Here is a 24809-nt window from a genome sequence, read left to right on the forward strand (position 1 = left end):
CGCCGCCGGGGGCGGGGGGGCGCGCGGGCCGCCCACGCGGAGGTGGCCGCGCCCCGGCGGGCGGCGCGGGGGGGGGGGGGGGGGGGGGGGGGCCCCCCCCCCCCCCCGGCCCCGCGAGATCGGCGGTCTCGTGGCCATCAGCCGCCGATCGCCACGAGACCGCCGATCTCGCGCCGGGGAGCGCCGGGACCGCAGGGCCCGGCAGCGTGACCGTGCGGTCGGCGAGCGCCGCCAGCGCCGGGTCGTGGGTGACCAGCAGGACCGTGACCGTGCCGCCCAGGCCGGCCAGGACGGCGGCGACGCGGGCGGCCGAGGCCTCGTCGAGGTGCGCGGTGGGCTCGTCGAGCAGCAGCAGCCGGGCGCCGCGGCGCACCCGCACCAGCGCCCGCGCGACCGCCACCCGCTGCAGCTCGCCGGGGGAGAGGGTGGTGCAGTCCCGACCGGCCAGCGCCTCGGCGCCCACCCGCTGCAGCGCCTCGACGACGAACGCCTCGGCCACCACCGCGTCCACGCCCGGCGAGGCGGCGGCGTGCCGGCGCAGCTCGTCGGCCACCGTGCGCGCCGTCGTCCGGGGGTGCTGCGGGACCAGCGCGACCGCGCCGGCGGGGACGCCGGTGACGGTGCCGCCGACGTCCGCGGCCGGGTCGAGCGCGCCGGTGAGCGCGGCCAGCAGGGTGGACTTGCCCGAGCCACTGGGGCCGCGGAGCACGACCAGCTCGCCCGGGCGCAGCGCGAGGTCGACCGGTGGGAGGGCGGGCAGCGCGCGGCCGGGGTGGCGCACGGTCAGCCCGCAGACGGCGACGTCGGCGCCGCGCGGGTCGTCGTCGCCCGCCGCCGGGGGGACGGGGGCGACCGGGGCGGCGAGCACGGCGCGCGCCTCGGCGGCGGCCAGGGTGGCGGCCTCGCCGGCGTGGTGGGCGGTGCCGAGTGCGCGCAGCGGGGCGAAGGCCTCGGGGGCGAGCAGCAGCGCGGTGAGCCCGACGGCGAGCGCGAGGTCGCCGTGCACCAGCCGCAGGCCCACGGTGACCGCGACCAGCGCCACCGACAGCGTGGCGATCAGCTCCAGCACCAGCGCGGAGAGGAACGCCAGGCGCAGGGTGGCCAGCGTGCGGCGGCGGGTGGCCTCGCCCAGCTCGGCGAGCGCGGTCACCTGGTCAGCGGCGCGGCCGAGACCCACCAGCACCGGCAGGCCGCGGACCAGTTCGGCGACGTGCGCGGCCAGCCGGTCCAGGGCGCGGGCGGCGCCGGTGGTGCCGTCGCGGGTGGCCAGCCCCACCAGCGCCATGAACAGCGGCACCAGCGGCAGGGTGGCCGCGACCAGGCCGGCCGAGAGCAGGTCGGTGGCGGCGAGCACGACCAGCAGCACCGGCGGGACGACCGCGGTCTGCGCGAGCGCCGGCAGGTAGGTGGCGAGGGCGGGCGCGAGGTCGGCCAGCCGGGTGGTGGCCAGCACCGCGGCCGGTGCCGGGCCGCCCGCGGCGGCGACCGCGGCGGGGGAGGCGGCCAGCCGGTCGAGCAGCGCGCGGCGCAGCGCGTCCTCGGCGCGGCGGGCGTCGCGGGCGGCGGCCCGCTCGCCGAGGGTGCCGGCCACCCCGCGCAGCACGGCGCCGGCAGCGGCCAGCGCGAGCGGCGGCAGCAGGTCGCCGTCGGCGTACCCGGCGGCCCGGGCGACGGCGTGCGCGAGGCCGGCGGCGAGCAGCACGAGCCCCGCCGTCGAGCCGAGGGCGGCGGCCGCCGCCCGGGCCAGCGCGCCGGGCAGTCCCGGCACGCCGGCCAGCGGGGCCAGCGGCCCCCGGCCCGGGGCGGCAGAAATGGCCATTTCTGCCGTCACGCGGCCACCGGCTCGGACTGCGGCTCGGCGGTCAGGCGGCGGCGGAACACCCAGTACGTCCAGGCCTGGTAGGCGAGCACCACCGGCAGGCCGACCGCGGCCACCCAGGTCATCACGGTGAGCGTGTAGTCGCTGACCGACGCCTCGGCGATGGTGACGTCGAAGGCCGGGTCGACCGTCGAGGGCACGACCACCGGGTAGGCCGAGCCGAACAGCGTGGCCGCCGAGGTGAGCAGCACGGTGGCCCAGCCGGCGAAGGCCTGCCCCTCGCGGTCCAGCCGCACCCGGGTCCAGGTGACGACGACGGCGAGGGCGGCCACCAGCCACAGCGCGCCGGTGAGCGCCGTGCCCGAGCGCAGCTGCACCAGCCCGGCCCACGCCAGCAGCGGCAGCGCGGCCACCGGCGACCAGCGCAGCGCGAACGCCCGCGCCCGCAGCCGCAGCGGGCCGTCGGTCTTGAGCGCGAGGAACAGCGCGCCGTGCACCAGCGAGTAGCCGACCACCGCGGCCGCGCCGAGCAGCGCGGACCAGCCCACCCCGGCGAACGCGCCGCCGACCCGGTTGCCGTCGGCGTCGATCGGCAGGCCGAGGGTGGTGGCGGCCAGCGCCGCGCCCACGCCCGCCGCGGCCACCAGCGAGCCGCCGGTGATGACGCGGGTCCAGGCGGCGTCCCAGCGCGGGTCGTGCGAGCTGTGCCGCCACTCGAAGGCCACCGCCCGCACGATCAGGCCGAGCAGCACCAGGACGAAGGGCAGGTACAGCGCCGGCAGCCAGGTGGCGTACCAGCCGGGGAAGGCGGCGAACACCGCGCCGGCGGCGGTGATCAGCCAGACCTCGTTGCCGTCCCACACGGGCCCGATCGTGCGGAGCATCAGGTGCCGGTCGGCACGCCCGTCGACAGCACCGCGGCGGCCGAGCACCGGCAGGAGCGCGGCGACGCCGAAGTCGAACCCCTCGAGCAGCAGGAAGCCGGTCCACAGCACCGCGACGGCGGCGAACCACAGGGTCTGCAGGTCCATGTCAGGCACTCCGGTCAGTACGCGAAGGAGAGGACGTCGTCGTCGGCCCGGTCGTCGCCCGGGCGCGGGTCGTCGTCGTCCCGGCGGGACGACCCGACCGCCGGCGGGGTCGGCGTCGTGTCCCCGGTGGTGACGCCGCGGCGGGCCAGCCGCACGAGGAGGAACAGCTCGACGACGGCGAGGGCGCCGTAGAGCAGGCCGAGGCTGATCAGCGACGTCCACACCTCGGCGGCGGTGATGCCGGGGGAGACGGCCTGGGCGGTGAAGAACCACACCTGCTCGTCCACGGGCACGTCCGGGTTCGGGTAGACGACGAAGGGCTGGCGGCCCATCTCGGTGAACACCCAGCCGGCCGCGTTGGCCACGAAGGGCGCGCCGACGGCGAGCAGCGAGCCGTAGACGCCGATCCGCGACGTCGGCACGCGGCCGCGGCGGGTGGCCCACAGCGCGTAGGCGGCGACGCCGGCCGACACCGCGCCCATGCCGATCATGAGCCGGAAGCTCCAGTAGGTGACCGCGAGCACCGGGGTGTAGTCGATCTCCTGGCCGGCGCGGTCGCCGAAGGACGGGTCGTCGGGGTAGGTCTCGCCGTAGACGGCGGCGTACTCCTCCTGCAGCTCGTTGACGCCGGGGACGGCGGTCTCGAAGTCGCTGTGCGCGAGGAAGGAGAGCAGGCCGGGGACGGTCCAGCTGTGGACGTCGTCGCACTCGTTGGAGCCGAGCTTGCCCCAGGCGAAGACCGAGAACGGCGCCGGTGCCTCGGTCTCGCACAGCGCCTCGGCCGAGCTCATCTTCAGCGGCTGCTGCGCGTACATGAGCTTGCCCTGCCAGTCGCCGGTGACGGCTACCAGGACGAAGGCGGCCAGCGACACGTACCCGCCGAGCCGCACCGAGCGGCGCCAGACGGTGTCGTCCACCCGCCCACCCGAGACGTCGGTGGTCGGGGCGCCGGCCAGCTTCCGCTTCCGCAGCTGGTAGAGGCCGATGCCGACGAGCAGGGCGCCGGCGACCATCAGCGCGGCGACGATCGCGTGGCTGAACGCGGCCAGGGCGGTGTTGTTGGTCAGGACGGCGAGGAAGTCGACCTGCTGCGGGCGGCCGTCGTCGCCGACGGTGACGCCGACCGGGTGCTGCATCCACGAGTTGGCCGCGATGATGAAGTACGCGCTGACGATCGAGCCGATCACCGCGGCCCACAGCGCCGCCAGGTGCAGTTTCTTCGGGATGCGGCCCCAGCCGAAGATCCACAGGCCGAGGAAGGTCGACTCGAGGAAGAAGGCGAGCAGCGCCTCCATCGCCAGCAGCGAGCCGAACACGTCGCCGACGAAGCGCGAGTACTCGCTCCACGCCAGGCCGAACTGGAACTCCTGGACCAGGCCGGTGGCCACGCCGAGCACGAAGTTGACCAGGTAGACGCGGCCCCAGAAGCGGGTCATCCGGAGCCACTCCGGCTTGCCGGTGCGCACCCAGAGGGTGTGCATGACCGCCACCAGGATCCCCAGTCCGATGGTCAGCGGGACCATCAGGAAGTGGTAGACGGTCGTGATGCCGAACTGCCACCGGGCGATGTCGAGCACGTCCACGCGCGCTGCTCCTCGTCTGTGCCGCCTCTGAGCCGACACACTCTTTCTACGCTCTGTAGAACCCGTTTTCTACGCCGCGTAGACGATCGGCGTGTGAGGTCGCGGACAGGCAGGGACCTCGGTCCCGCCGGGCAGGGACCAGGGGCACGACCGGCCCCCGGCGCACGTTCTACGCTGGGTAGAGAAACCGAGCCGGGAGGAGTCGTCGTGGCGTCGCTGGGGGACCTGGAGCGCACCGTCATGGACGTGCTGTGGGCGGCCGACGGCCCGGTGGCCGCGGCCGAGCTGCGCGACGCGCTGGCCGACCGCGAGCTCGCGCTCACCACCGTGCACACCGTGCTGTCCCGGCTGGAGGCCAAGGGCTTCGTCGAGCACGACGACGCCCGGCCGCGCCGCTTCCGCCCGCGGGCCAGCCGCGCCGACCACGCCGCCGAGCTCATGCACGAGGTGCTCGGCCAGGCCGGCGACCGGCAGGCGGTGCTCGCCCGGTTCGTCGGCGGCGTCGACCCCGAGGAGGCCCGCCTGCTGCGGCAGCTGCTGGCCGAGAGCGCCCCGGACGCCGGCGCCCGCTGACGTGCTGCCCGCGACCGCCGCGGCGCTCGCGGTCCTCGCCGCCCTGCTCGCCTGGCCGGTGCCGGCGCTGCTCGGCCGCGCCCGGTGGCCCCGGCGCGACCCGCTCGCGGCGCTGGTCTGCTGGCAGGCGCTCGGGCTGGCCGGCGGCCTGTCGATCATCGGCGCGCTGCTCGTGCACGGGCTGGCGCCGTGGGGCCACTCGCTGCCCGAGGCCGGGTGGGCGGTGCTGACCGGGCACCCGGCCCGCGACCCGGTCCGCGGTGACCACTGGGTGACCCTCACCCTGGCCGGCGTCCTCGCCGCCGAGCTGCTCGGCGTCCTCGCGCTGTCGTGGGTGCGCACCGCGCGCACGCGGCGGCGGCACCGGGCGCTGCTGGAGCTGGTCGTGCAGCCGTCCGCGGCCGCCCCCGACGCCCGGCTGCTCGAGCACCCCGCACCGGTCGCGTTCTGCATCCCCGGCGCCCGTCCGCTGCTCGTGCTGTCCTCGGGCATGGTCGCCGAGCTCGACGACGGGCAGCTGGCCGCCGTCGTCGCGCACGAGCGGGCGCACCTGGCCGAGCACCACCACCTCTACCTGCTGCCGTTCGTCGCGTGGGAGGCGGCGCTGCCGGTGCTGCCCGCGGCCGCCCGGGCACACGCCGCGGTCCGCGAGCTGGTGGAGATGCGCGCCGACGACCGCGCGGTGGGCTCGCTGGCCGGGCCCGACCCGCGGCGCACGCTGGCGCAGGCGATCGTCGTCACGGCCGGGGGCGCGGGCGGGGGCGTGCCGAGCGGCGCGCTGGCGGTGACCGGCAGCGCGGTCGCCGCCCGGGTGCTGCGGCTGGTCGGCCCGCCGGCCCCGCTGCCGGCCGCCGCCCGGGCCGCCGTCCTGCTCGGCGCGGGCCTGCTCCTCCTGGTCCCGACCGTCCTGCTCCTGCTCCCGGCCCTGTGAGCGGGCACCTCCGCGGAGATGCACGGTGCACTTCCGCGGAAGTGCACCCCGGGGGGCGGGTCAGCGGGTGGGCAGGGCCGCCGGGAAGTCGACGCCGGTGAGCCGCGCGGACGCCGTCCAGAGCCGGGCCGCGAGGTCGGGGTCGCTGGCCGCGGCCGTCCGGCCGACCAGCGTCGGGTACCCGCGGAGTTCGCCCAGCCCGTCCGGCCCGGCGTAGCTGCCGCCGGGGAGGTCGGCGGTCGCGGCGAACAGCGTGGGCAGCGCGCCCTGCTCCGCGGACTGGGCGACCACCCGGTTGCCGAGGAGCGCGAACGCGTCCTTCAGCCGGTTCCCGGTGCGGCCCTGCAGGTTGGTGGCCGACCAGCCCGGGTGCGCCGCCATGGCCCGCACCGGCGAGCCCGCGGCGGTCAGCCGGCGCTGGAGCTCCAGCGTGAACAGCAGGTTGGCCAGCTTCGAGGCGCCGTAGGCGCGCTCGGCGGAGTAGCGCCGCCGCTCCCAGTCGAGGTCGTCGAGGTCGATCGCGCCCATCCGGTGCGCTCCCGACGACAGGGTCACCACCCGGTCGGTGACGTGCGGCAGCAGCAGGTTGGTCAGCGCGAAGTGGCCGAGGTGGTTGGTGCCGAACTGCAGCTCGAAGCCGTCGGCGGTGCGGCCCTCGGGCACCATCATGATCCCGGCGTTGTTGACCAGGACGTCGAGCGGACCGTCCCAGGCCCCGGCGAAGGCGCGCACCGAGGCCAGGTCGGCCAGGTCCAGCCGGCGCACCTCGACGTCCCCGGGCAGGCCGGCGGCCGCCGCCTCCCCGCGGGTGGTGTCCCGCACGGCGAGCACCACCCGCGCGCCCCGCTCCGCGAGCGCCCGCGCGGTGGCCAGGCCCAGCCCGCTCGTGGCGCCGGTGACGACGGCGGTGCGCCCGGTCTGGTCGGGGACGTCGGCGGCGGTCCAGCGGCGGCTCGTCATGCCGGGTCCAACGCGGGCGCGGGCGCCGGCGTGCCGGACGGCACCGCCGTGGTGTCGTTGCCCGGCAGGGGCCGGAACCGGCGCAGCCGCAGGCTGTTGGTGACGACGAAGACCGAGCTGAACGCCATCGCGGCGCCGGCGATCATCGGGTTGAGCAGCCCGGCCATCGCCAGCGGCAGCGCGGCGACGTTGTAGGCGAACGCCCAGAAGAGGTTCCCCTTGATCACCGCGAGGGTGCGGCGGGCCAGCCGGACGGCGTCGGCGGCGGCGCGCAGGTCGCCGCGGACGAGGGTGAGGTCGCTGGCCTGGATGGCGACGTCGGTGCCGGTGCCCATCGCCAGCCCCAGGTCGGCCTGCGCCAGCGCGGCCGCGTCGTTGACGCCGTCGCCGACCACCGCCACCGTCGCGCCCTCGGCCTGCAGCCGCCGGACGGCGTCGACCTTGTCCTGCGGCAGCACCTCGGCGACGACGTCGTCGATGCCGACCTCGGCGGCGACCGCGCGGGCCGCGGCGGCCGAGTCGCCGGTGAGCAGCACCGGCCGCAGCCCGAGCGCGCGGAACTGGCGGACGGCGGCCGCCGACGTCGGCTTGACGGTGTCGGCGACGACGAGCACGCCGCGCGCGGCGCCGTCCCAGCCGACGGCGACCGCGGTGCGCCCGGCGGCGTCCGCGTCGGCGACCGCCGCGGCCAGCTCCGGGGGCAGCGGGCCCACCAGCGCGGGCCGGCCGACGACGACCGGCACGCCCTCGACGGTGCCGCGGACGCCCAGCCCGGCCTCGCTGCGGAACCCCGTGACGGCCGGCAGCGCACCGGTGCGCTCGCGGGCGGCGGACGCCACGGCCGCGGCGATCGGGTGCTCGGAGGCGTCCTCCAGCGCGCCGGCCCGGCGCAGCACCTCGGCGGCGTCCTCGCCGGCGGCGGCGACCACGCCGGCCAGGCTCATCCGGCCGGTGGTGACGGTGCCGGTCTTGTCGAGCACGACGGTGTCGACCCGGCGCGTGGACTCCAGCACCTCCGGGCCGCGCACGAGGATGCCGAGCTGCGCGCCGCGGCCGGTGCCGACCATGAGCGCGGTCGGCGTGGCCAGCCCGAGCGCGCAGGGGCAGGCGATGATCAGCACGGCGACGGCGGCGGGGAACGCCCCGGCCACGCCGGCGCCGGTGCCGATCCAGAAGCCCAGCGTGGCCAGCGCCAGCGCGAGCACGACCGGCACGAACACCCCGGACACCCGGTCGGCCAGCCGCTGCACCTGCGCCTTGCCGTTCTGCGCCTCCTCGACCAGCCGCGCCATCTGCGCGAGCTGGGTGTCCGCGCCGACCCTCGTGGCCCGCACGACCAGCCGGCCGCCGGCGTTGACCGTGGCGCCGACGACGGCGTCGCCCGGGCCGACCTCCACCGGCACCGCCTCGCCGGTGAGCATCGAGGCGTCGACGGCGGAGGAGCCCTCGACGACCTCGCCGTCGGTGGCCACCCGCTCGCCGGGCCGGACGACGAACAGGTCGCCGGGCCGCAGCTGCTCCACCGGCACGCGCGCCTCGGCGCCGCCGCGCAGCACCGACACCTCCTTGGCGCCCATCTCCAGCAGCGCCCGCAGCGCCGACCCGGCCCGCCGCTTGGCGCGCGCCTCGGCGTAGCGGCCGGCCAGCAGGAAGGTGGTCACGCCCGCGGCGGCCTCGAGGTAGACGTCGCCGCTGCCGTCGCCGCGGGTCACGGCCAGCGAGAACGGGTGCGTCATGCCGGGCTCGCCGGCGGTGCCGAGGAACAGCGCGTACAGCGACCAGCCGAACGCGGCGAGGGTGCCCAGCGAGACGAGGGTGTCCATGGTGGCCGCGCCGTGGCGGAGGTTGGTCCAGGCGGCGCGGTGGAACGGCCAGCCGCCCCAGACGACCACCGGCGCGGCCAACGTCAGCGAGGCCCACTGCCAGTACTCGAACTGCAGCGCCGGGACCATCCCGAGCAGGACGACCGGCAGGCTGAGCGCCGCGGAGACGAGCAGCCGCTGCCGCAGCCCGGCGTCCGGATCGGCCTCGGGGGCGTCCTCCTCGGGCGGCGCGGGGAGGGCGGCGGTGTAGCCGGCCTTCTCCACGGTCGCGACCAGGTCCTCGGGCGCGACGCCGTCGCCGAAGGTGACCCGGGCCTTCTCCGTCGCGTAGTTGACGGTGGCGGTCACGCCGTCGAGCCGGTTGAGCTTCTTCTCGATGCGGGCCGCGCACGACGCGCAGGTCATGCCGCCGATCGACAGCTCGATCTGCGTGGGGGTGCTCACGGGGCGCTCCGGGCGGTCAGGGTGAAGGCGGCGGTGCGGACGACGTCGCCGTGGCGGAAGTCGAGGAACAGCCGGTGCTCGCCGGCCGCGGGCACCTCGACGGCGAAGCGGACCTGCCCGCCGGAGTCCCCGGTGGGATGGACGTGCAGGTAGCCGAGGTCGCCGGCGCGCAGCGCGACCAGGTGACCGCGGGCGCCGAGGTACGGCTGCAGGTCGGTCACCGGCACGCCGTCGCGGCTCACGGTGAGCACGACCTCGGACTCCCGGCCGGCCACCAGCTCGCCGTCGAGGGTGACGGTGTAGCCGTCCACCTCCGCGGTCGCCGCGGGGGCGGGCAGCGGCGCGGGCTCCCAGGCGCCGCCGACGGCGAGGTCGGCGCCGAGCACGAGGTCCTCGCCGAGGGCGGTGGGCGTGGCGTCGGCCAGCACCCGCCAGGCGCCGGGCTCGAGCGCGACCGCCGTCGTCCAGGTGCCGTCGGGGGACATCTCGGGGTGCACGTGCTGGTAGCCGGTGAGGTCCCGGCGGACGACGACCAGGTGCAGGTCCTGCTCGTGCACGGTCTCGTAGGCGGTCACCGGGGCGCCGTCGGGCCCGAGCAGCCGGAACGACAGCGGGACGGCGGCGCCGGCGGGCAGGGCGTCGTCGGCGAGGTCGAGGGTGTGGCCCTCGGCGGAGACGGCGAGCCCGGCGGGCAGGTCGTGCTCCCCGGCGGGGGGAGCCGCCGGCGCGTGCCCGCCGTCGCCGGCGTGCTCCTCGACGACAGCCGGGGGCGCGCCCACCGGGCCGGCGAGGGCGCCCACACCCCAGCCGGCACCGAGGACGGCGGCCGCGGCGCCGAGGACGGCGGCGACCCGGGTGGCTGTGCGCACGACGGCTCCCTCCCGACCGGCCGCGTCAGCGGCCGGCGACCTCGTAGCCGGCCTCCGCGACGGCGGCGCGCACGGCGGCGTCGTCGACGGGGGCGTCGCTGGTGACGGTCAGGCCGCCGCTGGCCAGGTCCACCTGGACGTCGGTGACGCCGGGGATCTCGCTGACCTCCTCGGTGACCGAGGCGACGCAGTGCTGGCAGGTCATGCCGGTGACGGTGTAGCTGGCGGTGCTCATGGCGGGGTCCTCCGGGGTGGGGGTGGGGATCAGGAGCGGACGAGCCGGGCGATCGCGGCGGAGGCCTCGCGGACCTTCGCGTCGGCCTCCGGGCCGCCGGTGGCGACGGCCTCGGCGACGCAGTGCGACAGGTGCTCCTCGAGCAGGCTCAGCGCCACCGACTGCAGCGCGGAGGTCATCGCCGAGACCTGGGTGAGGATGTCGATGCAGTACTTCTCGTCCTCGACCATGCGCTGCAGCCCGCGGGCCTGGCCCTCGATGCGGCGCAGCCGCTTGAGGTGGTCGTCCTTGCGGTGGATGTAGCCGTGGACGTGGCCGGGGGCGCTCTCCGAGTCGGTCACGCGGCCGACTGTACCCCTACCCCCCGGGGGTATCAACTCCCGTCCTGCTCCGGCTCCTCCGGGCGGCCGGCGCGCAGGCGGGCGACGGTCTCGCGCAGCCGGTCGGTGTCGGCGCGGGCGTCGGCGAGCTCGTCCTGCAGGCCGAGGATGACCTCGGCGGAGGCGAGCGTGTGGCCGTCGTCGAGCAGGCCGCGCAGCCGCGCGGCGAGGACGAGCTGGTGGCGCGAGTAGCGCCGGTGGCCGCCGGGGGAGCGGTGCGGCTGCAGGACCCCGGAGCCGTCGAGGCTGCGCAGGAAGGCGGCCTGGACGCCGAGCAGCGCGGCGGCCTGGCTCATCGTCAGCGCCGGGAAGTCGGGGTCGTCGAGCCGGCGCACGGCGTCGGCCGCCGGGTCGGCCTGCTGGGGGTCGCCCTGCTGACGGTCGACGGGGCCGGCCACGGGACCTCCTCCTCCTGCGGTGCCGGGGCCCGGCGGGCCCCGGATGTGGCGCGGGGGCCGGGCCGCACCGGCCCGGCCCCCGCGGACGGGACGCCGATCAGCCCTCGACGGCCCGGGTCTCGCCCTGGGCGGGCTCCTGCTCGCCCTCGATGGTCCGGCCCTCGACCGCGGCCGGCACGTCGGCGCGGGTCACGGTGATCTTGCGGGACCGGGCCTTCTCCGCGACCGGGATGCTCACGGTGAGCACGCCGTCGTGGTAGCTGGCCTCGAGCCGGTCGGTGTCGAGGCTGCGGCCGAGGACCAGCTGCCGGGTGTAGGCGCCGTAGGGGCGCTCGGCGACGGCCCACTCCGCGCCCTCCAGCTGCGGGATCGAGCGCTCCGCGCTGACGGTGAGGGTCGTGCCCTCGAGCGACAGGTCGATCGAGCCCGGGTCGACGCCGGGCAGGTCGAAGTGGGCGACGAACTTGTCACCGACGCGGTAGGCGTCCATCGGCATGCCCGACAGGGCGCGGGCGGTGCCGGTGCGGCCGGTGAGCTGGTCCAGGGCGCGGAAGGCGGCGGACGCGGTCGGGAAGGGGTCGTACGCGGTCAGCACCATGGCTGGTGAACCTCCTGGGAGATCCGGTGTGGAGTTCGCTGCCCGGGGATGAACCTCCAGCGGCAAGTGGAGATTACCTCGACCGGACACCCGTGTAAACGTCCCTCGTCGGTTGTTGTTCCCGGCCGCGCATGGACGACGGGCAACGGGGGCAGACCCCGGGCATGGACGAGCACCGAGAACCCGGTGGACCCGCGGCCGAGGACCCCGGCGCCGCGCCGCACGAGGGCGAGCCCGAGGTCGACGCCCGGCTCGACGGCGACGTCAGCTGCATCACCGTGACCGGCGAGCTCACCGAGGCCGCCCGCCGGCCGCTGGTCCGCGTGGTCACCGACCAGCTGCTGTCGGTGCCCACGCTCTCGCGGGTGGAGCTGGAGCTGAGCGGCGTCTCCTACATGAACTCCGCCGGGATGGCCGTCCTCGTGCAGCTGCAGCGGATGACCCAGCCGCGGGCGGTCACCGTGGCGCTGGTCGAGCCGCCGGCCGCGGTCGCCCGGCCGCTGCAGCTGACCGGCCTGTGGCGCCGCTTCGAGGTGGTCGGCGAGGGCGCCGGGCCGGCCGACGCCGGCGGCGCACCGCCGTCGGGGGGTCCGTCGCGGCGCCCGGACGGGCCGGACGGCCGCAGCGCCTGACCGGCAGCGCCCGACCGCGGTATCGGGCGGTCCCGGGCCGGGGGCTGCTCCTAGCCTGGCCGGGTGCCGCCCCACACCCACAGCCACGGGCCCGACCCCGACGCGCCCCCGCCGAGCCCGGAGACGCTGACCCGGCGACGGCGCGCGGTCACGCTGATGCTCCTGCTGCTGGTGCCGGTCGGGCTGGCCACCGTGGTCGGCCTGGTCGTGCTCTGGCCCGGCGGCGAGCCGACCCGCGCCGAGCAGGTCGCGGCCACCTTCCTGCCGGCGGGGACCACCTACGCCGACGCGCGGGTGGTCTCGCTGCAGACGCTGCCCTGCGGGGAGACCGGGACCGGGCAGGCCACGTGCGCCACCGCCGTCGTCGAGGTGCTCGAGGGCGACGGCGCGGGTGACTACCAGCAGGTCGACCTGTCGGCCGAGGTGGTCGCCAACGGGGTGGGCGAGGGCGACACCCTCGTGCTCACCCGCGACCCCGGCGCCGAGGGCGGCCCGAACTACCAGTTCGCCGACTTCGAGCGGACCACGCCGATCGTCGTCCTCGCGGTGGCGTTCGCCCTCGTCGTCGGGGCGGTCGCGCGGCTGCGCGGGCTCGCCGCGCTGGTCGGCCTCGCCTTCGCGTTCTTCGTGCTGCTCCAGTTCGTGCTGCCCGCGCTGCTCGAGGGGTCCTCGCCGACGCTGGTCAGCCTGGTCGGCTCGTCGGCGATCATGTTCGTCGTCCTGTACCTCGCGCACGGCTTCTCCGCCCGGACGACGACGGCGCTCGTCGGCACCCTGTTCGGCCTGGCGCTGGTGACCGTGCTGGGCTCGGTGGCCGTCGGCGTCGCGCGGCTGACCGGGCTCACCAGCGAGGAGACCATCCAGCTCCTGACGTTCGACCCGACGCTGGACTTCTCCGGCCTGGTGATCGCCGGGGTCGTCGTCGCCGGCCTCGGCGTGCTCAACGACGTCACGATCACCCAGGCCTCGGCGATCTGGCAGCTCAACGAGGTGGACCCGGCGATGGGGTGGCGGCAGCTGTACCGCCGCGGCATGGCCGTCGGCCGCGACCACATCGCCTCGACCGTCTACACGATCGTCTTCGCCTACGCGGGGGCCGCGCTGCCGCTGCTGCTGCTGTTCGAGGTCTACACGCAGCCCGCCGGCGTCACGCTCACCAGCGCCGCGGTGGCCGAGGAGGTCATCCGCACGCTGGTCGGCGCGATCGCCCTCGTGCTGGCGGTCCCCGTGACGACGGCGGTCGGCGCGTTCTTCGCCACCGCGGCCGGGACGGCGGCCGGCGCGGCCCCCGAGCGACGTCTGTCGGGGCTGCGTGCGAGGTTTGCCCGATGAACACGAGCACTGACCGGCCCCGTCGAGAGGCTCGCGCCGAGCTCGCGAGGCGGGAGGAGGACGGGGGCCTTCTACTGCTGGCCGCCGCGGAGGCGGCTCCGGGGTTCATGCCCGCCGACGAGGGCCGCGCCCTCTACGAGGCCGCCCGCACGGTGGCGGTGCCGGGCCCGCTGCTGGAGATCGGCTCGTGGATGGGCAAGTCGGCGCTCTACCTCGCCGCCGCCGCGCGGGAGACCGGCCGGCAGGTGGTCACCGTCGACCACCACCGCGGCTCCGAGGAGCACCAGCCCGGCTGGGAGTACCACGACCCGTCGCTGGTCGACCCCGCCGTCGGGCGCATCGACACCCTGCCGCGGTTCCGCCGCACGATCGCCGACGCCGGCGCCGAGGACGTCGTCGTCGCCGTCGTCGCGCGGTCGGAGGTGCTCGCGCCGCTGTGGACGGCCCCGCTGGCGCTGCTGTTCCTCGACGGCAGCCACACCGAGGAGTCCGCGCGCCGCGACCAGGACGCCTGGGTGGACAAGCTCGCGGTCGGCGGCACGCTGGCCATCCACGACGTCTTCCCCGACCCCGCCGACGGCGGCCAGGCCCCGTTCGGCGTGTACCGGCGGGTGCTGGACTCCGGGGACTTCGAGGAGCTGCCGGGCACCGGCTCCCTGCGGTTGCTGCGCCGTGTCCGCTGACGCGCTCGGGGCCGAGCGGGCGGCCGCCCAGGCGCAGATCGAGGCGCTGACCCGCCAGTTCGAGGAGATCGTCGCCGCGTCGCGGGCGTCCAACGCCGACGACGAGCACGACCCCGAGGGCGCGACGATCGCCTTCGAGCGGCAGCAGGTGGCGGCGCTGCTGGAGCAGGCGCGCCGCCGGCTGGCCGACGTCGACGCCGCCGTCACCGCCGTCGAGGCCGGCACCTACGGCCGCTGCGAGACCTGCGGCGGCGCGATCGCGCCCGAGCGGCTGGCCGCCCGGCCGACGGCGCGCACCTGCATCAGCTGCGCGCGCTGACCCCCGGCCGCACCGACAGGCGGGGCAGCAGCGCCTGGGTGAGCGGGCCGATGGCCAGGGCGTAGGCGACGGTCGCGACGCCGAGGGTGCCGCCGAGCACCCACCCGGTCGCGACGACGGCGACCTCGATCGTGGTCCGCACCAGCCGCACCGATCCGCCGGTGCGACGCACCAGCCCGGTCATCAACCCGTCCCGCGGGCCGGGCCCGAGGTGCACCCCGACGTAGGCGGCCGTGGCGACGGCGTTGAGGACGATGCCCGACACCGCGAACGCCGCCTGCGCCGCCAGGTGCGACGGCGCCGGCAGGACGGCGAGCGTGCCGTCGACGGCGACCCCGATGACGACGACGTTGCTCACCGTGCCGATCCCCGGCCGCTCCCGCAGCGGGATCCACGCCAGCAGCACCAGCGCGCCCACCACCACGGTCACCAGCCCGAGCGACCAGCCGAGCCGCTGCGCCAGCCCCTGGTGCAGCACGTCCCACGGCGTGACCCCGAGCGAGGACCGCACCAGCAGGGCCATCGACGCGCCGTAGAGCGCGAGGCCGGCGTAGAGCTGGACGAGGCGGCGCGGGAGGCGGGCGGACAGGGGAACCGGACGGTGCTGCAACACGCCCGCCACTCTGCTGCGCGGCCGGGCTGCCTCCTACGGACCAATCGGCCGGATTGGCCTGGTCCCAGCGCCGCGCGGACCTCGAGCGTGTGCGCCGGGGCCGCGTTCCGCGGCGTCGGACGCGGCCCCGGCGCACACGCTCGGGGAGGTCACGGGGCGGTCACCGCCGGCTGGGGCGGCGGAGATGGCCATCTCTGCCGCCCGGGTCCTCAGCTCACGTAGCGGCGGGCGGTGGAGCGGCGCTGGGCGGCGTCGAGCGCGGCGAACCGGGCCTCGGCGTGCGGAGGCAGCACCCGCCGCTCGCGCACCAGCCACGGGATGCCGCGGACGGCGGCCCACAGCCCCTGCGCGGTCACCCGGTCCCGCGGCAGCGTGGCCAGCAGGTGCAGGGTGCGGCGCAGCGCGGGGCGCAGCGGGCGCCGCAGCCACGTCGTCCAGAGGGTGTTGCGGATGCCGTCGCGCCGGCGGCGGTGCCCGTCGCGGGCCTTCGACGCCTGGTGGTGCACGGTCAGCTCGGGCAGGTAGCACAGCTCCCAGCCGGCGGTGGCGAGGTCGCCGGCCATGAGCTCCTCCTCCCCGCCCAGCCACAGCCGCTCGCAGAAGCCGCCGACCTCGAGGAACGCCTCCCGGCGGACGACGCTCGCGCCGGCGAGGAAGGACCCGAGCGCCGGACCGGGCAGCCAGCCGGCGCCGCGGACGGGGGAGTCGCGCAGCTCCGGCACGATCGGGTCCTCCCGCCCGCCGGGCTCGACCAGGATCCGCGCGGTCACCACGGCCAGCCGGGGGTGCGCGTCGAGGACGTCGGCCGCCCGCCGCAGCGAGCCCGGCTCCCACCACGTGTCGTCGTCGCAGAAGGCCACGTAGGGCGTGTCCACCCGGTCGACGCCGACGTTGCGGCCGGTCGCGCCGAGGTTCTCCGGGCTGGCGACCAGCTCGACGGCGGGGAAGTTCCGGGCGATCGCCTCCGCGGTCCCGTCGGTGGAGCCGTTGTCGACGACCACCACGTGCGGCCGCTCGGGCAGCGCCAGCAGCCGGGACAGCGCCCCGAGCACCTCGTCGCGGCGCTGGTGGGTGATCACGACGACGGCGACCCGCGGGTCCGGGCCGGTGTCCGCGTGCAGGGGCCGGGGCGCGGTGGCCGTCACCGGGCGTCCCCGGCCAGCAGCCGCAGGTCGGCCAGGACGTGCGCGGGCAGCCGGCGACGGCGCCGCAGCGCGGCGGGCAGGTCCGGCAGCGCCCGCCGCAGCCCCCGCCGTTCCGGTGCCCCGGTCCGCAGGGCGGTGCCCACGGTGCGGACGACGTCGCGCAGCGGCAGCCGCATCACCGCGGTGAGCGCCTTCGAGCGCCAGATCGCCGCGCGCCGCGCGTCCGGGTCGGACCGGCGGACCGAGGGGTGGTGGTGCACGGTCACCGAGTCCACGTAGGCGATGTCCCAGCCGGCGGCGGCCAGGTCCAGCGACAGCCGCTCCTCCTCGCCGGGGAAGCGCACCACCGGGTCGAAGCCGCCGACGGACAGGAACGCCTCGGTGCGCACCATCGCCGCGCACGCGATGAAGCCGAGCAGCCGCGGCCCGGGCAGGTGCGCCGGGGTGCCGAGCGGGCTCGCGGCCAGCTCCGGGCACAGCGGGTCCAGCCGCTCCTCCGGGCCGACGAGGACCCGGGCGTTGAGCACCGCCAGCCGCGGGTGCGCGCGCATGACCTCCGCGGCGCGGGCCAGGTCGCCGGGCGCCCACCACGAGTCGTCGTCGGCGAAGGCCACGAACTCGCTGCCCGCGTGACCGGCGCCGATCGTGCGGGCGTGCGCGCCGGCGTTCTCCGCCAGCGGTAGCACGGTCACCTGCGGCAGCGCGGCGCGGACGGCGTCGACGGTGCCGTCGGTGGAGCCGTTGTCCACCAGCACGACCGGCGCCTCGTGGCGGGGCAGCGTGGCCAGCAGGTCCGCGCGCCGGTCGCGGCTCATCACGACGACGCTGACGCCGTCGGGGGTGGGAGTGCGGGAGGAACGGGGCCGTGCCGACGTGCGCGTCACGCAGAGGCACTGCCCGGCAGCGGCGCCGCCGAACCGGCGTCCTCGGTGCCCGGCGCGGGCAGCGCCGCCGGGTCGGCGAACAGCCCGCAGGCGGGCGTGGCGCCGGCCAGCGCGTCCGCGGCGAGCACCACCGCCGCCGCGGTCCACGTCGTCCGCTCGACCGGCCAGCGGGCGTCGTCGGGGTAGACGAACCCGGTCCAGTACGAGCCGTCGTCGTGCCGCAGGTGCTGCATGGCCGCCACCTGCTCCAGCGCGGCCTCCGGCTGCCCGGCGACGACCAGCGCCAGCGCCAGCTCGCAGGTCTCCGCGCCGGTCACCCACGGGCGGTCGGCCACGCAGCGGGCGCCGAGGCCCGGGACGACGAAGCGGTCCCAGTCGGCGGCCAGCCGGGCGCGGGCGGGCCCGCCGGTGACCGCACCGGCCAGCACCGGGTAGTACCAGTCCATCGAGTACCGGGAGCGGTCGGCGAAGGCGGCGGGGTCGGTGCGCAGCGCCGTGCCGAGGCCGGTGACCGCCAGCTCCCAGTCCGGCTGCGACTGCCCGGCCAGCCCCGCCAGCGCGATGCCGCAGCGCAGCGCCTGGAACAGGCTGGCGTTGCCGGTCAGCAGCGCGACGTCGTCCGGCGTGCCGTCGGGCCGCAGCGCCCAGCCGATGGCGCCCGACGCCAGCTGCATGTCCACGACGAGGTCCAGGCCGCGGCGCACCGTCGGCCACAGCTCCCGGACCAGCCGCTCGTCGCCGCTGGCCAGCCACGTGTGCCACGCGCCGACGGCGAGGTAGCCGGCGTGGTTGCTCTCGACGGCGGGCTGGGTCTCGGCGCCGTCGCGGTACTCCGCGGCCCAGGAGCCGTCCGCGCGCTGCCGGGCGGCCAGCCAGCGGTAGGCCGCCGCCGCCCGCGCGTGCTCCCCGCCGACGTCGAGGGCCATCGCCGCCTCGACCGAGTCCCACGGGTCCAGCTGCCCGCCGCGGAACCACGGCAGCGACCCGTCGCGGCCCTGCTCGGCGGCGATGGCGGCCACGGTGCGCCGCACGGCGCCCCCGTCGAGGACGCCGGGCAGCTCGGGCAGCTCAGCGGACGGCAGCGGTCCGCTCCCGCTCCGGGCGGGTCCCCGCCGCCGGCACCCGCGGCTTGTCCGCGTAGACCACGAGGCTCTTGCCGATCAGCGGGTCGAGCACCTTCTCGGCCAGCCGGGTCACCCACGGCCGCTTCGTCAGGTCCCAGACCAGCAGCCGGTGGTAGGCCCGGACGACGGCGGCGTCCCGGTCCACCCCGACGGCGCACTTGAGCCACCAGTAGGGCGCGTGCAGCGCGTGCGCGTGGTGGCTGCGCCCGGGCACCAGGCCCGCCACGGACAGCCGGGCGCGCAGCACGTCGCCGCGGTAGATGCGGATGTGCCCGCCCTCGTTGGCGTGGTAGGCGTCCGACAGCGCCCAGCAGACCCGCTCGGGACCGTACCGCGGCACGGTGACGGCGACCCGCCCGCCCGGCTTGAGCACCCGGGCGATCTCGGCCATCGCGGTGCCGTCGTCGGGGATGTGCTCGAGCACCTCCGAGGCGATCACCCGGTCGACGCTGCCGTCGGGGAACGGCAGGTGCCGCAGGTCGCCGCGGACCACCTCGTGGTGCGCCCCGGCCGGCGCCTCGCCGGCCTCCGCGATCGCGCCCAGCCACCGCTTGGTGGTCTCCACCTCGGACACGCCCCAGTCGACCGCGACCACGGACGCGCCGCGGCGGTAGGCCTCGAAGGCGTGCCGGCCCTCGCCGCAACCGAGGTCCAGCACGGTCATGCCGGGGCGCAGGTCGAGCAGGTCGTAGTCGACGGTCAGCACGGACGACCCTCCCGGTCGCGCGTCGGGCCCGGCGTCATCCGCGGCGCCCCTTCCGGTCCAGCACCGCGGCGTACCAGTCCGCGGTCCGCTCCGCGGTCGAGCGCCACGTGTAGGAGGCCAGCACCCGGCGGCGCCCGGCGCGGCCCAGCTGCTCCTGCAGCGACGGCTTCTCCAGCACCAGCTTCAGCGCCGCCGTCAGCTCGTCGACGTCCCCGGCCCGCACCCGCAGGCCGGCCTGGGAGCCGACCACCTCCGGCAGCGCGCCGGCGTCGGTGGTGACCAGCGGCGTCCCGCAGGCCATGGCCTCGACCGCGGGCAGCGAGAAGCCCTCGTAGAGGGAGGGGATGGCGGCGACGGTCGCCGTCTGCAGCAGGCGCACCAGGTCGGCCTCGGGCAGCGGCCCGGTGAAGCGGACGGCGTCGCGCAGGCCGAGGCGGTCCAGCGCCGACTCGGCCGGCCCGCCGGGCCGCGCGGTGCCGACGACGGTCAGCCGCACCGGCCGCTCGGTGCGCAGCTTGGCCACCGCCTCGAGCAGGTGCACCAGGCCCTTGAGCGGGACGTCGGCGCTGGTGGTGACGACGATCGAGTCGGCCTCGCGCGGCCGGCCGGCCGGCGGCGGGGTGAACACCTCGGGGTCGATGCCGACCGGGATGACCTCGACGCCCGCGGCCGGCACGCCGAGGTGGGTCTCGATGTCGCGCCGCGAGTTCTCCGAGACGGTGGTGACCGCGTCCAGCCGGGGCGCCACGCGGGCCTGCATGGCGGTGAAGGCGTACCAGCGGCGCAGGGTCAGCCGGCGGCGGAGCGTGGGCGCGGCGGCGAGCTCCAGCTGCCGGTCGATGGCGATCGGGTGGTGCACGGTCGCCACGGTCGGCACGCCGGCGCGGAGCAGCCGCAGCAGCCCGTAGCCCAAGCTCTGGTTGTCGTGCACGACGTCGAACTCGTGCGCGCGGGGGAGCAGCAGCCGGGCGGCGCGCAGCGTGAAGGTCAGCGGCTCCGGGAACGCGGCGGTGCACATCGCCGCCCACTCCAGGACGTCGATCGGGTCGCGGAACTCCGAGGGCCGCGGCGTCCGGAACGGGTCGGGCTCGCGGTAGAGGTCCAGGCTCGGCACGCGGGTGAGCGGGACGCCGTCGTCGAGCTCGGGGTAGGGCTGGCCGGAGAGGACCTCGACGTCGTGGCCGAGGGCGGTCAGCTCGCGCGAGAGTGCCCGGACGTAGACGCCCTGGCCGCCGCCGTGCGGCTTGCTGCGGTACGACAGCAGTGCGATCCGCAGCCGTCGTCCCATGCGCCGGACCCTACCGACCCCGTCCGGTCCTCTTTCCGGGCCCGCCTGACAGGGTGACCGGCGTGATCCGACACGTCGTGCACTTCACCTGGTCCGACGCCGCCGACGACGCCCGGCGGGCCGAGACGGTGGCCGCGCTGCGCCGGCTGCCCGAGCAGGTGTCCGGGTCGCTGGCGTTCACCGTCGCGCCCGACGCCGGCCTGGTCGAGGGCAACGCGCACACGGTCCTGGTCGCCGACTTCCCCGACGCCGAGGCCTTCCGGCGCTACGCCACCGACCCGGTGCACCTCGCGGTCATCGCCGAGCACGTGCGCCCGTACCTGGCCGCCCGCAGCGCCGTCCAGTACGAGCTGTGACCCGGACGGGTGGCTGACCTGCTCGTCCGCCCGGCGCTGGATAGCGTCCGGCGCATGACCGGACGCCCCCGCCCCGTCCTCGCCGCCACCGCGGGCCTGCTCGCCGTCCCGCTGCTCGCGGCCTGCGGCGGGGAGGACGTCCGGGGCACGGCCTCGCCCGCCTCCACCGCTCCGCCGGGCTCGTCCTCGGCGTCGCCGTCCTCCGGGACCGACCTCGCGCCGGGCCTGCTCCCGGCCGAGGCGTTCGGCGCCGGTGCGCAGGTCACCCCGCTGACCGAGGCCCAGCTGGAGCAGGGCGCGGCGGCGGCCGGCGGCACTCCCGAGGACCTGCAGGTGACGCCGCCGGAGTGCGAGCCCGCGGTGCAGGGCACCCAGCCGTCCTTCGACGAGTACGACGACGTCGCCGCGCAGGTCGCGGTCGCCGGGACGGTCACGACCGTGCAGGCGCTGGCCTCCGGCGGCCCGGCCGAGGACGCGCTGGCCGGCTTCGGGCAGCAGCTCGACCAGTGCCGGGAGGTGCAGGTGAGCGCGCCGGAGATCGGCACGGTGACCATCGCCTTCGCCGAGCTCGACGTCCCCGACCTCGGCGACGGCTCCGCGGGGGTCACCTACACCACCACGATGACCGGGCCCGACGGGCAGCAGCTGACCGTGCCGGCGCTGGTCGGCGTCGTGCAGGACGGGGAGCGGGTGGTCGTGCTGCTGACCACCGACACCGCCGGCGGCCGGCCCGACCCCGCGGCGTTCACCGCCCTGCTCGAGCAGGCCTACGAGACGCAGGCCGACGCCCTCGACTGACGGTCCGGGGCCCCGGGCCGTCCACAGGGCCGGACCCCTCCACAGGTGGGCCTCGACGACGCTCACGGCGGGCTCCCGGCTGCAGCGTTGCCCGGGTGGACCACCCCCCGATCCCCGTCATCCGGCTCGGCGACACCGGCGAGGTCGCCGCCGCCCTGCCCCACCTGCTCGGCTTCCACCCCGCCGAGTCGATCGTGCTGGTCGGCCTGCGCGGGCCGGGCGGCAGCCGCGTCGGCCTCACCGTGCGCGCCGACCTCCCGCCGCCCGCCGCGGCCCGCGCACTGGCGGTCACGCTGGCCGGGAAGGTGCTCACCGACGACCCGGTCGCCGTGCTGCTCGCCGTGGTGTCCGAGGACCCCGACGAGCGGTCGGCCCCTGTCCTGGCGTTCGGGCCGGGGGAGCGGGCCCCGGAGCTCCCGCACCGCGACCTGGTGCACGAGCTCGTGCTCGCCCTCGACGCCCGGGACGTGCCGGTGCGCGAGGCCCTGCTGGTCCGGTCGGGCCGCTGGTGGGACTACGACTGCCCGTACCCGTGCTGCGAGCCCGGCGCCGGGACGCCGCTGCCCGCCGGGGCCAGCCCGCTGGCCGCGGCGGCGGTGGCCGGCGGCGCGGTCCTGGCCGCCGACCGCGCCGCGCTCGCCGCGCGGATCACCCCGCCCGACGGCGACCCGGGGGCGCCCGCCATGGCGGCGGCCTGCCTGGCGGAGGGGCGCGAGCACGCCGCCCGGCTCCGGGCGCTCGGCCGGGACGCGGTCGCCGCGGAGGCCGGCGCGGCGATCGCCGCGGCCCTGGCCGACTGCCGGCCCGGACCGGCCACCGCGGCCACCCGGCTCCCCGACGCCCGGGTGGCCCGGGTGCTGTGGGGGCTCACCATCCCCGACGTCCGCGACCGCGCGCTCGGCCTCGCGCTGGGCGAGGACGCCGCGGCCGCCGAGGTGCTGTGGACCGAGTGCACCCGCCGCGCGCCGGTGCCGCTCGACGGGCCGCCGGCCACGCTGCTCGCGGTCAGCGCCTGGCTGCGCGGCGACGGCGCCACGGCCAACGTGGCCCTGGACCGCGCCCTGGCCGCCGACCCCGGCGCCCGGCTGCCCCGGCTGCTCGCCGACGGCCTGGCGCAGTGCCTGCCACCGGGCGAGCTCCGCGGGCTGATCAGCCGCACCCTCGAGGAGGCCGGGTGAGCGGGCTCAGACCAGCTCGGGGCGCTGCCACCCCTGCCCGAGGACGTGCTCGGCGAGGAAGGCGATCACCGTCTCGTACCAGACCGTCGCGTTCCCGGGCGTGAGCACCCAGTGGTTCTCGTCGGGGAAGTACAGGAACCGCGACGGGACGCCGCGCTTCTGCAGGTCGTACCAGAGCCGCAGGCCCTCACCGATCGGCACGCGGTAGTCCTTGTCGCCGTGGATCACCAGCACCGGCGTGCGGATGGCGTCGGCGAACCGGTGCGGGGAGTTCTGCTCGTAGCGCTTGGGCTCGACCAGCGGCGCGCCCCACTCCCGCTCCCAGTAGTAGGCGGCGTCCGTGGTGCCGACGAACGAGTCGAGGTCCCACAGGCTCGCGTGGGTGACGATCGCCCGGAACCGGTCGGTCTGGGTGGCCACCCAGTTGGCCATGTAGCCGCCGAAGGAGCCGCCCATCGCCGCGGTCCGCTCCGCGTCCACCTCGGGCCGCTCGAGGGCGGCGTCCACGGCGGTCATCAGGTCGGTGTACGGGGCGCCGCCCCACTCGCCCCAGCCGCGGCGGACGAAGTCCTGCCCGAACCCCTGCGACAGCGCCGGGTTGGGCAGGAGGACGGCGTAGCCGCGGGCCGCCAGCACCCACGGGCACCAGCGCCACGACCAGGAGTTCCAGCTCATCAGCGGCCCGCCGTGGATCCACAGCAGCAGCGGCGCCGGGTCCTCCGCGGTGGCGCCCTCGGGCAGCACCAGCCACGACTGCACCTCCGCGCCGTCGGCGGCGGTGGCGCGCACCTCGTGCAGGGTGCCCGGCAGCGGCCCGAGCGCGCCGGGGGCCGGCAGCGGCTCGGGGTGCTGGCCGGGAGCGCGCGGGTCCAGGCGCACCGGCGCCGGCGGCTCGTCGTAGGCCGAGCGGAGCGCGAACAGGGCGCTCCCGTCGCGGGCCACCCGCAGGTCGCTGTAGGCGCCGTCGCCGGTCAGCCGGACCGGGGCGCCGCCGGCGACCTCCACCCGGAACAGGGCGTGCCGGCCGTCGTCGTCGGCGAGGAAGTAGACGGCGTCGCCCTCGGCGCTGAACTGCGGGGCGCTGGGCCAGCGGTCGAAGTCCGGGGTCAGGTCGCGGGCGTCCCCGGAGGCGACGTCGACCAGCAGCAGCGTGTAGTCCGGCGGCTCGGCGTAGGTGGTCATCGACTCGCGCACGCAGACCACCGCGGCGCCGTCGGGGGAGAACGCGGCGGCGTACACGTCGGCCAGCGGGTCGTCGACCAGGACCCGGGCGTCGCCGGTCGCGGTCTCGACGAGGACCAGCCGGTCGCGCCGGCCGGCCGGGCCGTCGGCGACGGAGTCCACGCGCACCAGCAGCCGGCCGTCGGGGGAGAGGGCCACCGCCTCCCCGGAGCCGAGCGGCGGGAGGGCGTCGGGGGTCAGGTCGCGCAGCGGCACCGGTCCGGCCGGCTCGCCGGCGGGGTCCTCCCCGGGCAGGGCGCCGGCCCAGAACAGGTGCGGGGCCGCCGGCCCGAGGTCGCTGTCCCAGTACCGGACCGGATAGGCCTCGTGCAGCACCGCCGACACCCCCGCGTCCGCGCGGGCCTTGCGGCGCTGCTCGTCCTCGTCCGCGTCGGCGGCGCCGGGCATGGTCGAGGCCACGACGACGACCTCGCCGCTGCCGGCCGCCACGGCGAACCCGCCCACGCCGCCGGGCCGGGTCACCACCGGCCGGGCCTCCCCGCCGCCGGGCGGCAGCGCCCACAGCGCCGGCTTCGGGTCGCCGCCGTCCTTGCCCGCGGCGGGGTCGGGGCGGGCCGAGAGGAACAGCAGCGTGCCGTCCGGGGCGAACGCCGGCGCCCCCTCCCCGGGCGCGCTGCGGGTCAGCCGGCGCGGCGGGCGGTGCCCCTCGGGGTCGACGTCCCACAGCGCCGAGACCCACTTCTTCCGGTCGGCGTCGAGGGTCTGCACCGAGACCGCCAGCCGGCCGTCGCGGGCCAGCGCCAGGCCGGTCACCCGCGGGATCGCGACGAAGTCGGACAGCCGGGCGAACGGGTGCGCCGGATCGGGGTCGGGAGCGGTCTCGGGCACGGCGTCGGACGGGCTCACCGGGGCTCCTCGCGGGGAC

The 24809-nt window shown here is 77.3% G+C and carries 26 protein-coding genes; 9 read left to right on the forward strand and 17 right to left on the reverse strand.

All coding sequences use genetic code 11. The features are described 5' to 3' along the window. The 3 genes from ACI79L_RS11790 to ACI79L_RS11800 all read right to left on the reverse strand — a co-directional run. Nucleotides 1-1819 (reverse strand): ATP-binding cassette domain-containing protein (locus tag ACI79L_RS11790; RefSeq protein WP_456936971.1); only part of this gene is annotated, 1819 nt, incomplete at its 3' end. An 8-nt stretch (nucleotides 1820-1827) separates the two neighbouring features. Next, nucleotides 1828-2850 (reverse strand): cytochrome d ubiquinol oxidase subunit II, encoded by a 1023-nt coding sequence (gene cydB, locus ACI79L_RS11795; protein WP_456936972.1) that lies wholly within the window; start codon nucleotides 2848-2850, stop codon nucleotides 1828-1830. 14 nt (nucleotides 2851-2864) lie between these two features. Then, nucleotides 2865-4433 (reverse strand): cytochrome ubiquinol oxidase subunit I, encoded by a 1569-nt coding sequence (locus ACI79L_RS11800; RefSeq protein ID WP_456936973.1) that lies wholly within the window; start codon nucleotides 4431-4433, stop codon nucleotides 2865-2867. A 207-nt stretch (nucleotides 4434-4640) separates the two neighbouring features. Here ACI79L_RS11800 and ACI79L_RS11805 point away from each other — a divergent pair, with 207 nt between their 5' ends. Next, a complete protein-coding gene (locus ACI79L_RS11805) occupies nucleotides 4641-5006 on the forward strand; it encodes a BlaI/MecI/CopY family transcriptional regulator (protein WP_456936974.1) in 366 nt (121 codons plus the stop codon). A 1-nt stretch (nucleotide 5007) separates the two neighbouring features. Then, nucleotides 5008-5937, forward strand: a complete 930-nt coding sequence (locus tag ACI79L_RS11810; protein ID WP_456936975.1) for a M56 family metallopeptidase — start codon at nucleotides 5008-5010, stop codon at nucleotides 5935-5937. A 60-nt stretch (nucleotides 5938-5997) separates the two neighbouring features. Here the strand turns inward: ACI79L_RS11810 and ACI79L_RS11815 are convergent, their stop codons facing one another. The 7 genes from ACI79L_RS11815 to ACI79L_RS11845 form a co-directional block, all read right to left on the reverse strand. Further along, nucleotides 5998-6897, reverse strand: coding sequence for an oxidoreductase (locus ACI79L_RS11815; protein ID WP_456936976.1), 900 nt, complete (start codon nucleotides 6895-6897; stop codon nucleotides 5998-6000). Then, complete coding sequence (locus ACI79L_RS11820; RefSeq protein ID WP_456937085.1) at nucleotides 6894-9125, reverse strand: heavy metal translocating P-type ATPase; 2232 nt, start codon at nucleotides 9123-9125, stop codon at nucleotides 6894-6896. Before ACI79L_RS11820 ends, ACI79L_RS11815 begins: the two co-directional genes overlap by 4 nt. Nucleotides 9126-9160: 35 nt before the next feature. Beyond that, nucleotides 9161-10033, reverse strand: coding sequence for a hypothetical protein (locus tag ACI79L_RS11825; protein ID WP_456936977.1), 873 nt, complete (start codon nucleotides 10031-10033; stop codon nucleotides 9161-9163). A 25-nt stretch (nucleotides 10034-10058) separates the two neighbouring features. Continuing rightward, entirely contained in the window at nucleotides 10059-10268 is a 210-nt protein-coding gene (locus tag ACI79L_RS11830) for a heavy-metal-associated domain-containing protein (protein WP_456936978.1), read from the reverse strand. Nucleotides 10269-10297: 29 nt separating this feature from the next. Further along, nucleotides 10298-10609 (reverse strand): metal-sensitive transcriptional regulator, encoded by a 312-nt coding sequence (locus ACI79L_RS11835; protein ID WP_387990729.1) that lies wholly within the window; start codon nucleotides 10607-10609, stop codon nucleotides 10298-10300. A gap of 32 nt (nucleotides 10610-10641) precedes the next feature. Then, complete coding sequence (locus ACI79L_RS11840) at nucleotides 10642-11046, reverse strand: helix-turn-helix domain-containing protein (RefSeq protein WP_456936979.1); 405 nt, start codon at nucleotides 11044-11046, stop codon at nucleotides 10642-10644. Nucleotides 11047-11143: 97 nt separating this feature from the next. Next, nucleotides 11144-11644, reverse strand: coding sequence for an Hsp20/alpha crystallin family protein (locus tag ACI79L_RS11845; protein WP_456936980.1), 501 nt, complete (start codon nucleotides 11642-11644; stop codon nucleotides 11144-11146). A gap of 164 nt (nucleotides 11645-11808) precedes the next feature. Between ACI79L_RS11845 and ACI79L_RS11850 the strand changes: the two genes are divergently transcribed. From ACI79L_RS11850 to ACI79L_RS11865, 4 genes are all read left to right on the forward strand, one after another. Next, the gene (locus ACI79L_RS11850; protein WP_456928705.1) at nucleotides 11809-12276 is read left to right on the forward strand and encodes an STAS domain-containing protein; all 468 of its coding nucleotides are present in this window, start codon (nucleotides 11809-11811) and stop codon (nucleotides 12274-12276) included. 63 nt (nucleotides 12277-12339) lie between these two features. Next, nucleotides 12340-13608 carry a YibE/F family protein gene (locus tag ACI79L_RS11855; protein ID WP_456936981.1) on the forward strand — a complete coding sequence of 423 codons (1269 nt, stop codon included), beginning with the start codon at nucleotides 12340-12342 and terminating at the stop codon, nucleotides 13606-13608. Next, nucleotides 13605-14291 (forward strand): class I SAM-dependent methyltransferase, encoded by a 687-nt coding sequence (locus ACI79L_RS11860; RefSeq protein ID WP_456936982.1) that lies wholly within the window; start codon nucleotides 13605-13607, stop codon nucleotides 14289-14291. Before ACI79L_RS11855 ends, ACI79L_RS11860 begins: the two co-directional genes overlap by 4 nt. Further along, nucleotides 14281-14610 (forward strand): TraR/DksA family transcriptional regulator, encoded by a 330-nt coding sequence (locus ACI79L_RS11865; RefSeq protein ID WP_456936983.1) that lies wholly within the window; start codon nucleotides 14281-14283, stop codon nucleotides 14608-14610. Before ACI79L_RS11860 ends, ACI79L_RS11865 begins: the two co-directional genes overlap by 11 nt. Here ACI79L_RS11865 and yczE read toward each other — a convergent pair. The 6 genes from yczE to ACI79L_RS11895 all read right to left on the reverse strand — a co-directional run bounded on the left by yczE (nucleotide 14594) and on the right by ACI79L_RS11895 (nucleotide 20370). Further along, nucleotides 14594-15223, reverse strand: coding sequence for a membrane protein YczE (gene yczE / locus ACI79L_RS11870; protein ID WP_456936984.1), 630 nt, complete (start codon nucleotides 15221-15223; stop codon nucleotides 14594-14596). The two genes, ACI79L_RS11865 and yczE, sit on opposite strands and share 17 nt — an antisense overlap. 209 nt (nucleotides 15224-15432) lie before the next feature. After that, nucleotides 15433-16368 (reverse strand): glycosyltransferase family 2 protein, encoded by a 936-nt coding sequence (locus ACI79L_RS11875; RefSeq protein ID WP_456936985.1) that lies wholly within the window; start codon nucleotides 16366-16368, stop codon nucleotides 15433-15435. Further along, nucleotides 16365-17183 carry a glycosyltransferase gene (locus ACI79L_RS11880; RefSeq protein ID WP_456936986.1) on the reverse strand — a complete coding sequence of 273 codons (819 nt, stop codon included), beginning with the start codon at nucleotides 17181-17183 and terminating at the stop codon, nucleotides 16365-16367. Before ACI79L_RS11880 ends, ACI79L_RS11875 begins: the two co-directional genes overlap by 4 nt. 65 nt (nucleotides 17184-17248) lie before the next feature. Further along, complete coding sequence (locus tag ACI79L_RS11885; RefSeq protein WP_456936987.1) at nucleotides 17249-18283, reverse strand: prenyltransferase; 1035 nt, start codon at nucleotides 18281-18283, stop codon at nucleotides 17249-17251. A 37-nt stretch (nucleotides 18284-18320) separates the two neighbouring features. Further along, nucleotides 18321-19082: a class I SAM-dependent methyltransferase gene (locus tag ACI79L_RS11890; protein WP_456936988.1), complete on the reverse strand. Its 762-nt coding sequence runs from the start codon at nucleotides 19080-19082 to the stop codon at nucleotides 18321-18323. Nucleotides 19083-19116: 34 nt separating this feature from the next. After that, nucleotides 19117-20370 carry a glycosyltransferase family 4 protein gene (locus ACI79L_RS11895; protein WP_456936989.1) on the reverse strand — a complete coding sequence of 418 codons (1254 nt, stop codon included), beginning with the start codon at nucleotides 20368-20370 and terminating at the stop codon, nucleotides 19117-19119. A 62-nt stretch (nucleotides 20371-20432) separates the two neighbouring features. Between ACI79L_RS11895 and ACI79L_RS11900 the strand changes: the two genes are divergently transcribed. The 3 genes from ACI79L_RS11900 to ACI79L_RS11910 all read left to right on the forward strand — a co-directional run bounded on the left by ACI79L_RS11900 (nucleotide 20433) and on the right by ACI79L_RS11910 (nucleotide 22702). After that, nucleotides 20433-20726 carry a Dabb family protein gene (locus ACI79L_RS11900; RefSeq protein ID WP_456936990.1) on the forward strand — a complete coding sequence of 98 codons (294 nt, stop codon included), beginning with the start codon at nucleotides 20433-20435 and terminating at the stop codon, nucleotides 20724-20726. A gap of 54 nt (nucleotides 20727-20780) precedes the next feature. Then, the gene (locus ACI79L_RS11905; protein WP_456936991.1) at nucleotides 20781-21524 is read left to right on the forward strand and encodes a hypothetical protein; all 744 of its coding nucleotides are present in this window, start codon (nucleotides 20781-20783) and stop codon (nucleotides 21522-21524) included. 95 nt (nucleotides 21525-21619) lie between these two features. Then, nucleotides 21620-22702 (forward strand): DUF4192 domain-containing protein, encoded by a 1083-nt coding sequence (locus tag ACI79L_RS11910; RefSeq protein ID WP_456936992.1) that lies wholly within the window; start codon nucleotides 21620-21622, stop codon nucleotides 22700-22702. 6 nt (nucleotides 22703-22708) lie between these two features. On the opposite strand, the gene ACI79L_RS11915 is transcribed toward ACI79L_RS11910, so the two are convergent. Next, nucleotides 22709-24790 (reverse strand): S9 family peptidase, encoded by a 2082-nt coding sequence (locus tag ACI79L_RS11915; RefSeq protein WP_456936993.1) that lies wholly within the window; start codon nucleotides 24788-24790, stop codon nucleotides 22709-22711. Between the last annotated feature and the right edge of the window lie 19 nt (nucleotides 24791-24809).

The organism is Geodermatophilus sp. SYSU D00684 (genome assembly GCF_054050455.1).

Excerpts from the sequence above, each read along its gene's own strand:
- ACI79L_RS11880 (WP_456936986.1), bottom strand. The coding sequence starts at position 17,183 with ATGAGCCGCGACCGGCGCGCGGACCTGCTGGCCACGCTGCCCCGCCAC.
- ACI79L_RS11895 (WP_456936989.1), bottom strand. The coding sequence starts at position 20,370 with ATGGGACGACGGCTGCGGATCGCACTGCTGTCGTACCGCAGCAAGCCG.
- ACI79L_RS11860 (WP_456936982.1), top strand. The coding sequence starts at position 13,605 with ATGAACACGAGCACTGACCGGCCCCGTCGAGAGGCTCGCGCCGAGCTC.
- ACI79L_RS11830 (WP_456936978.1), bottom strand. The coding sequence starts at position 10,268 with ATGAGCACCGCCAGCTACACCGTCACCGGCATGACCTGCCAGCACTGC.
- ACI79L_RS11845 (WP_456936980.1), bottom strand. The coding sequence starts at position 11,644 with ATGGTGCTGACCGCGTACGACCCCTTCCCGACCGCGTCCGCCGCCTTC.
- ACI79L_RS11815 (WP_456936976.1), bottom strand. The coding sequence starts at position 6,897 with ATGACGAGCCGCCGCTGGACCGCCGCCGACGTCCCCGACCAGACCGGG.
- ACI79L_RS11850 (WP_456928705.1), top strand. The coding sequence starts at position 11,809 with ATGGACGAGCACCGAGAACCCGGTGGACCCGCGGCCGAGGACCCCGGC.
- ACI79L_RS11820 (WP_456937085.1), bottom strand. The coding sequence starts at position 9,125 with ATGACCTGCGCGTCGTGCGCGGCCCGCATCGAGAAGAAGCTCAACCGG.
- cydB (WP_456936972.1), bottom strand. The coding sequence starts at position 2,850 with ATGGACCTGCAGACCCTGTGGTTCGCCGCCGTCGCGGTGCTGTGGACC.
- ACI79L_RS11905 (WP_456936991.1), top strand. The coding sequence starts at position 20,781 with ATGACCGGACGCCCCCGCCCCGTCCTCGCCGCCACCGCGGGCCTGCTC.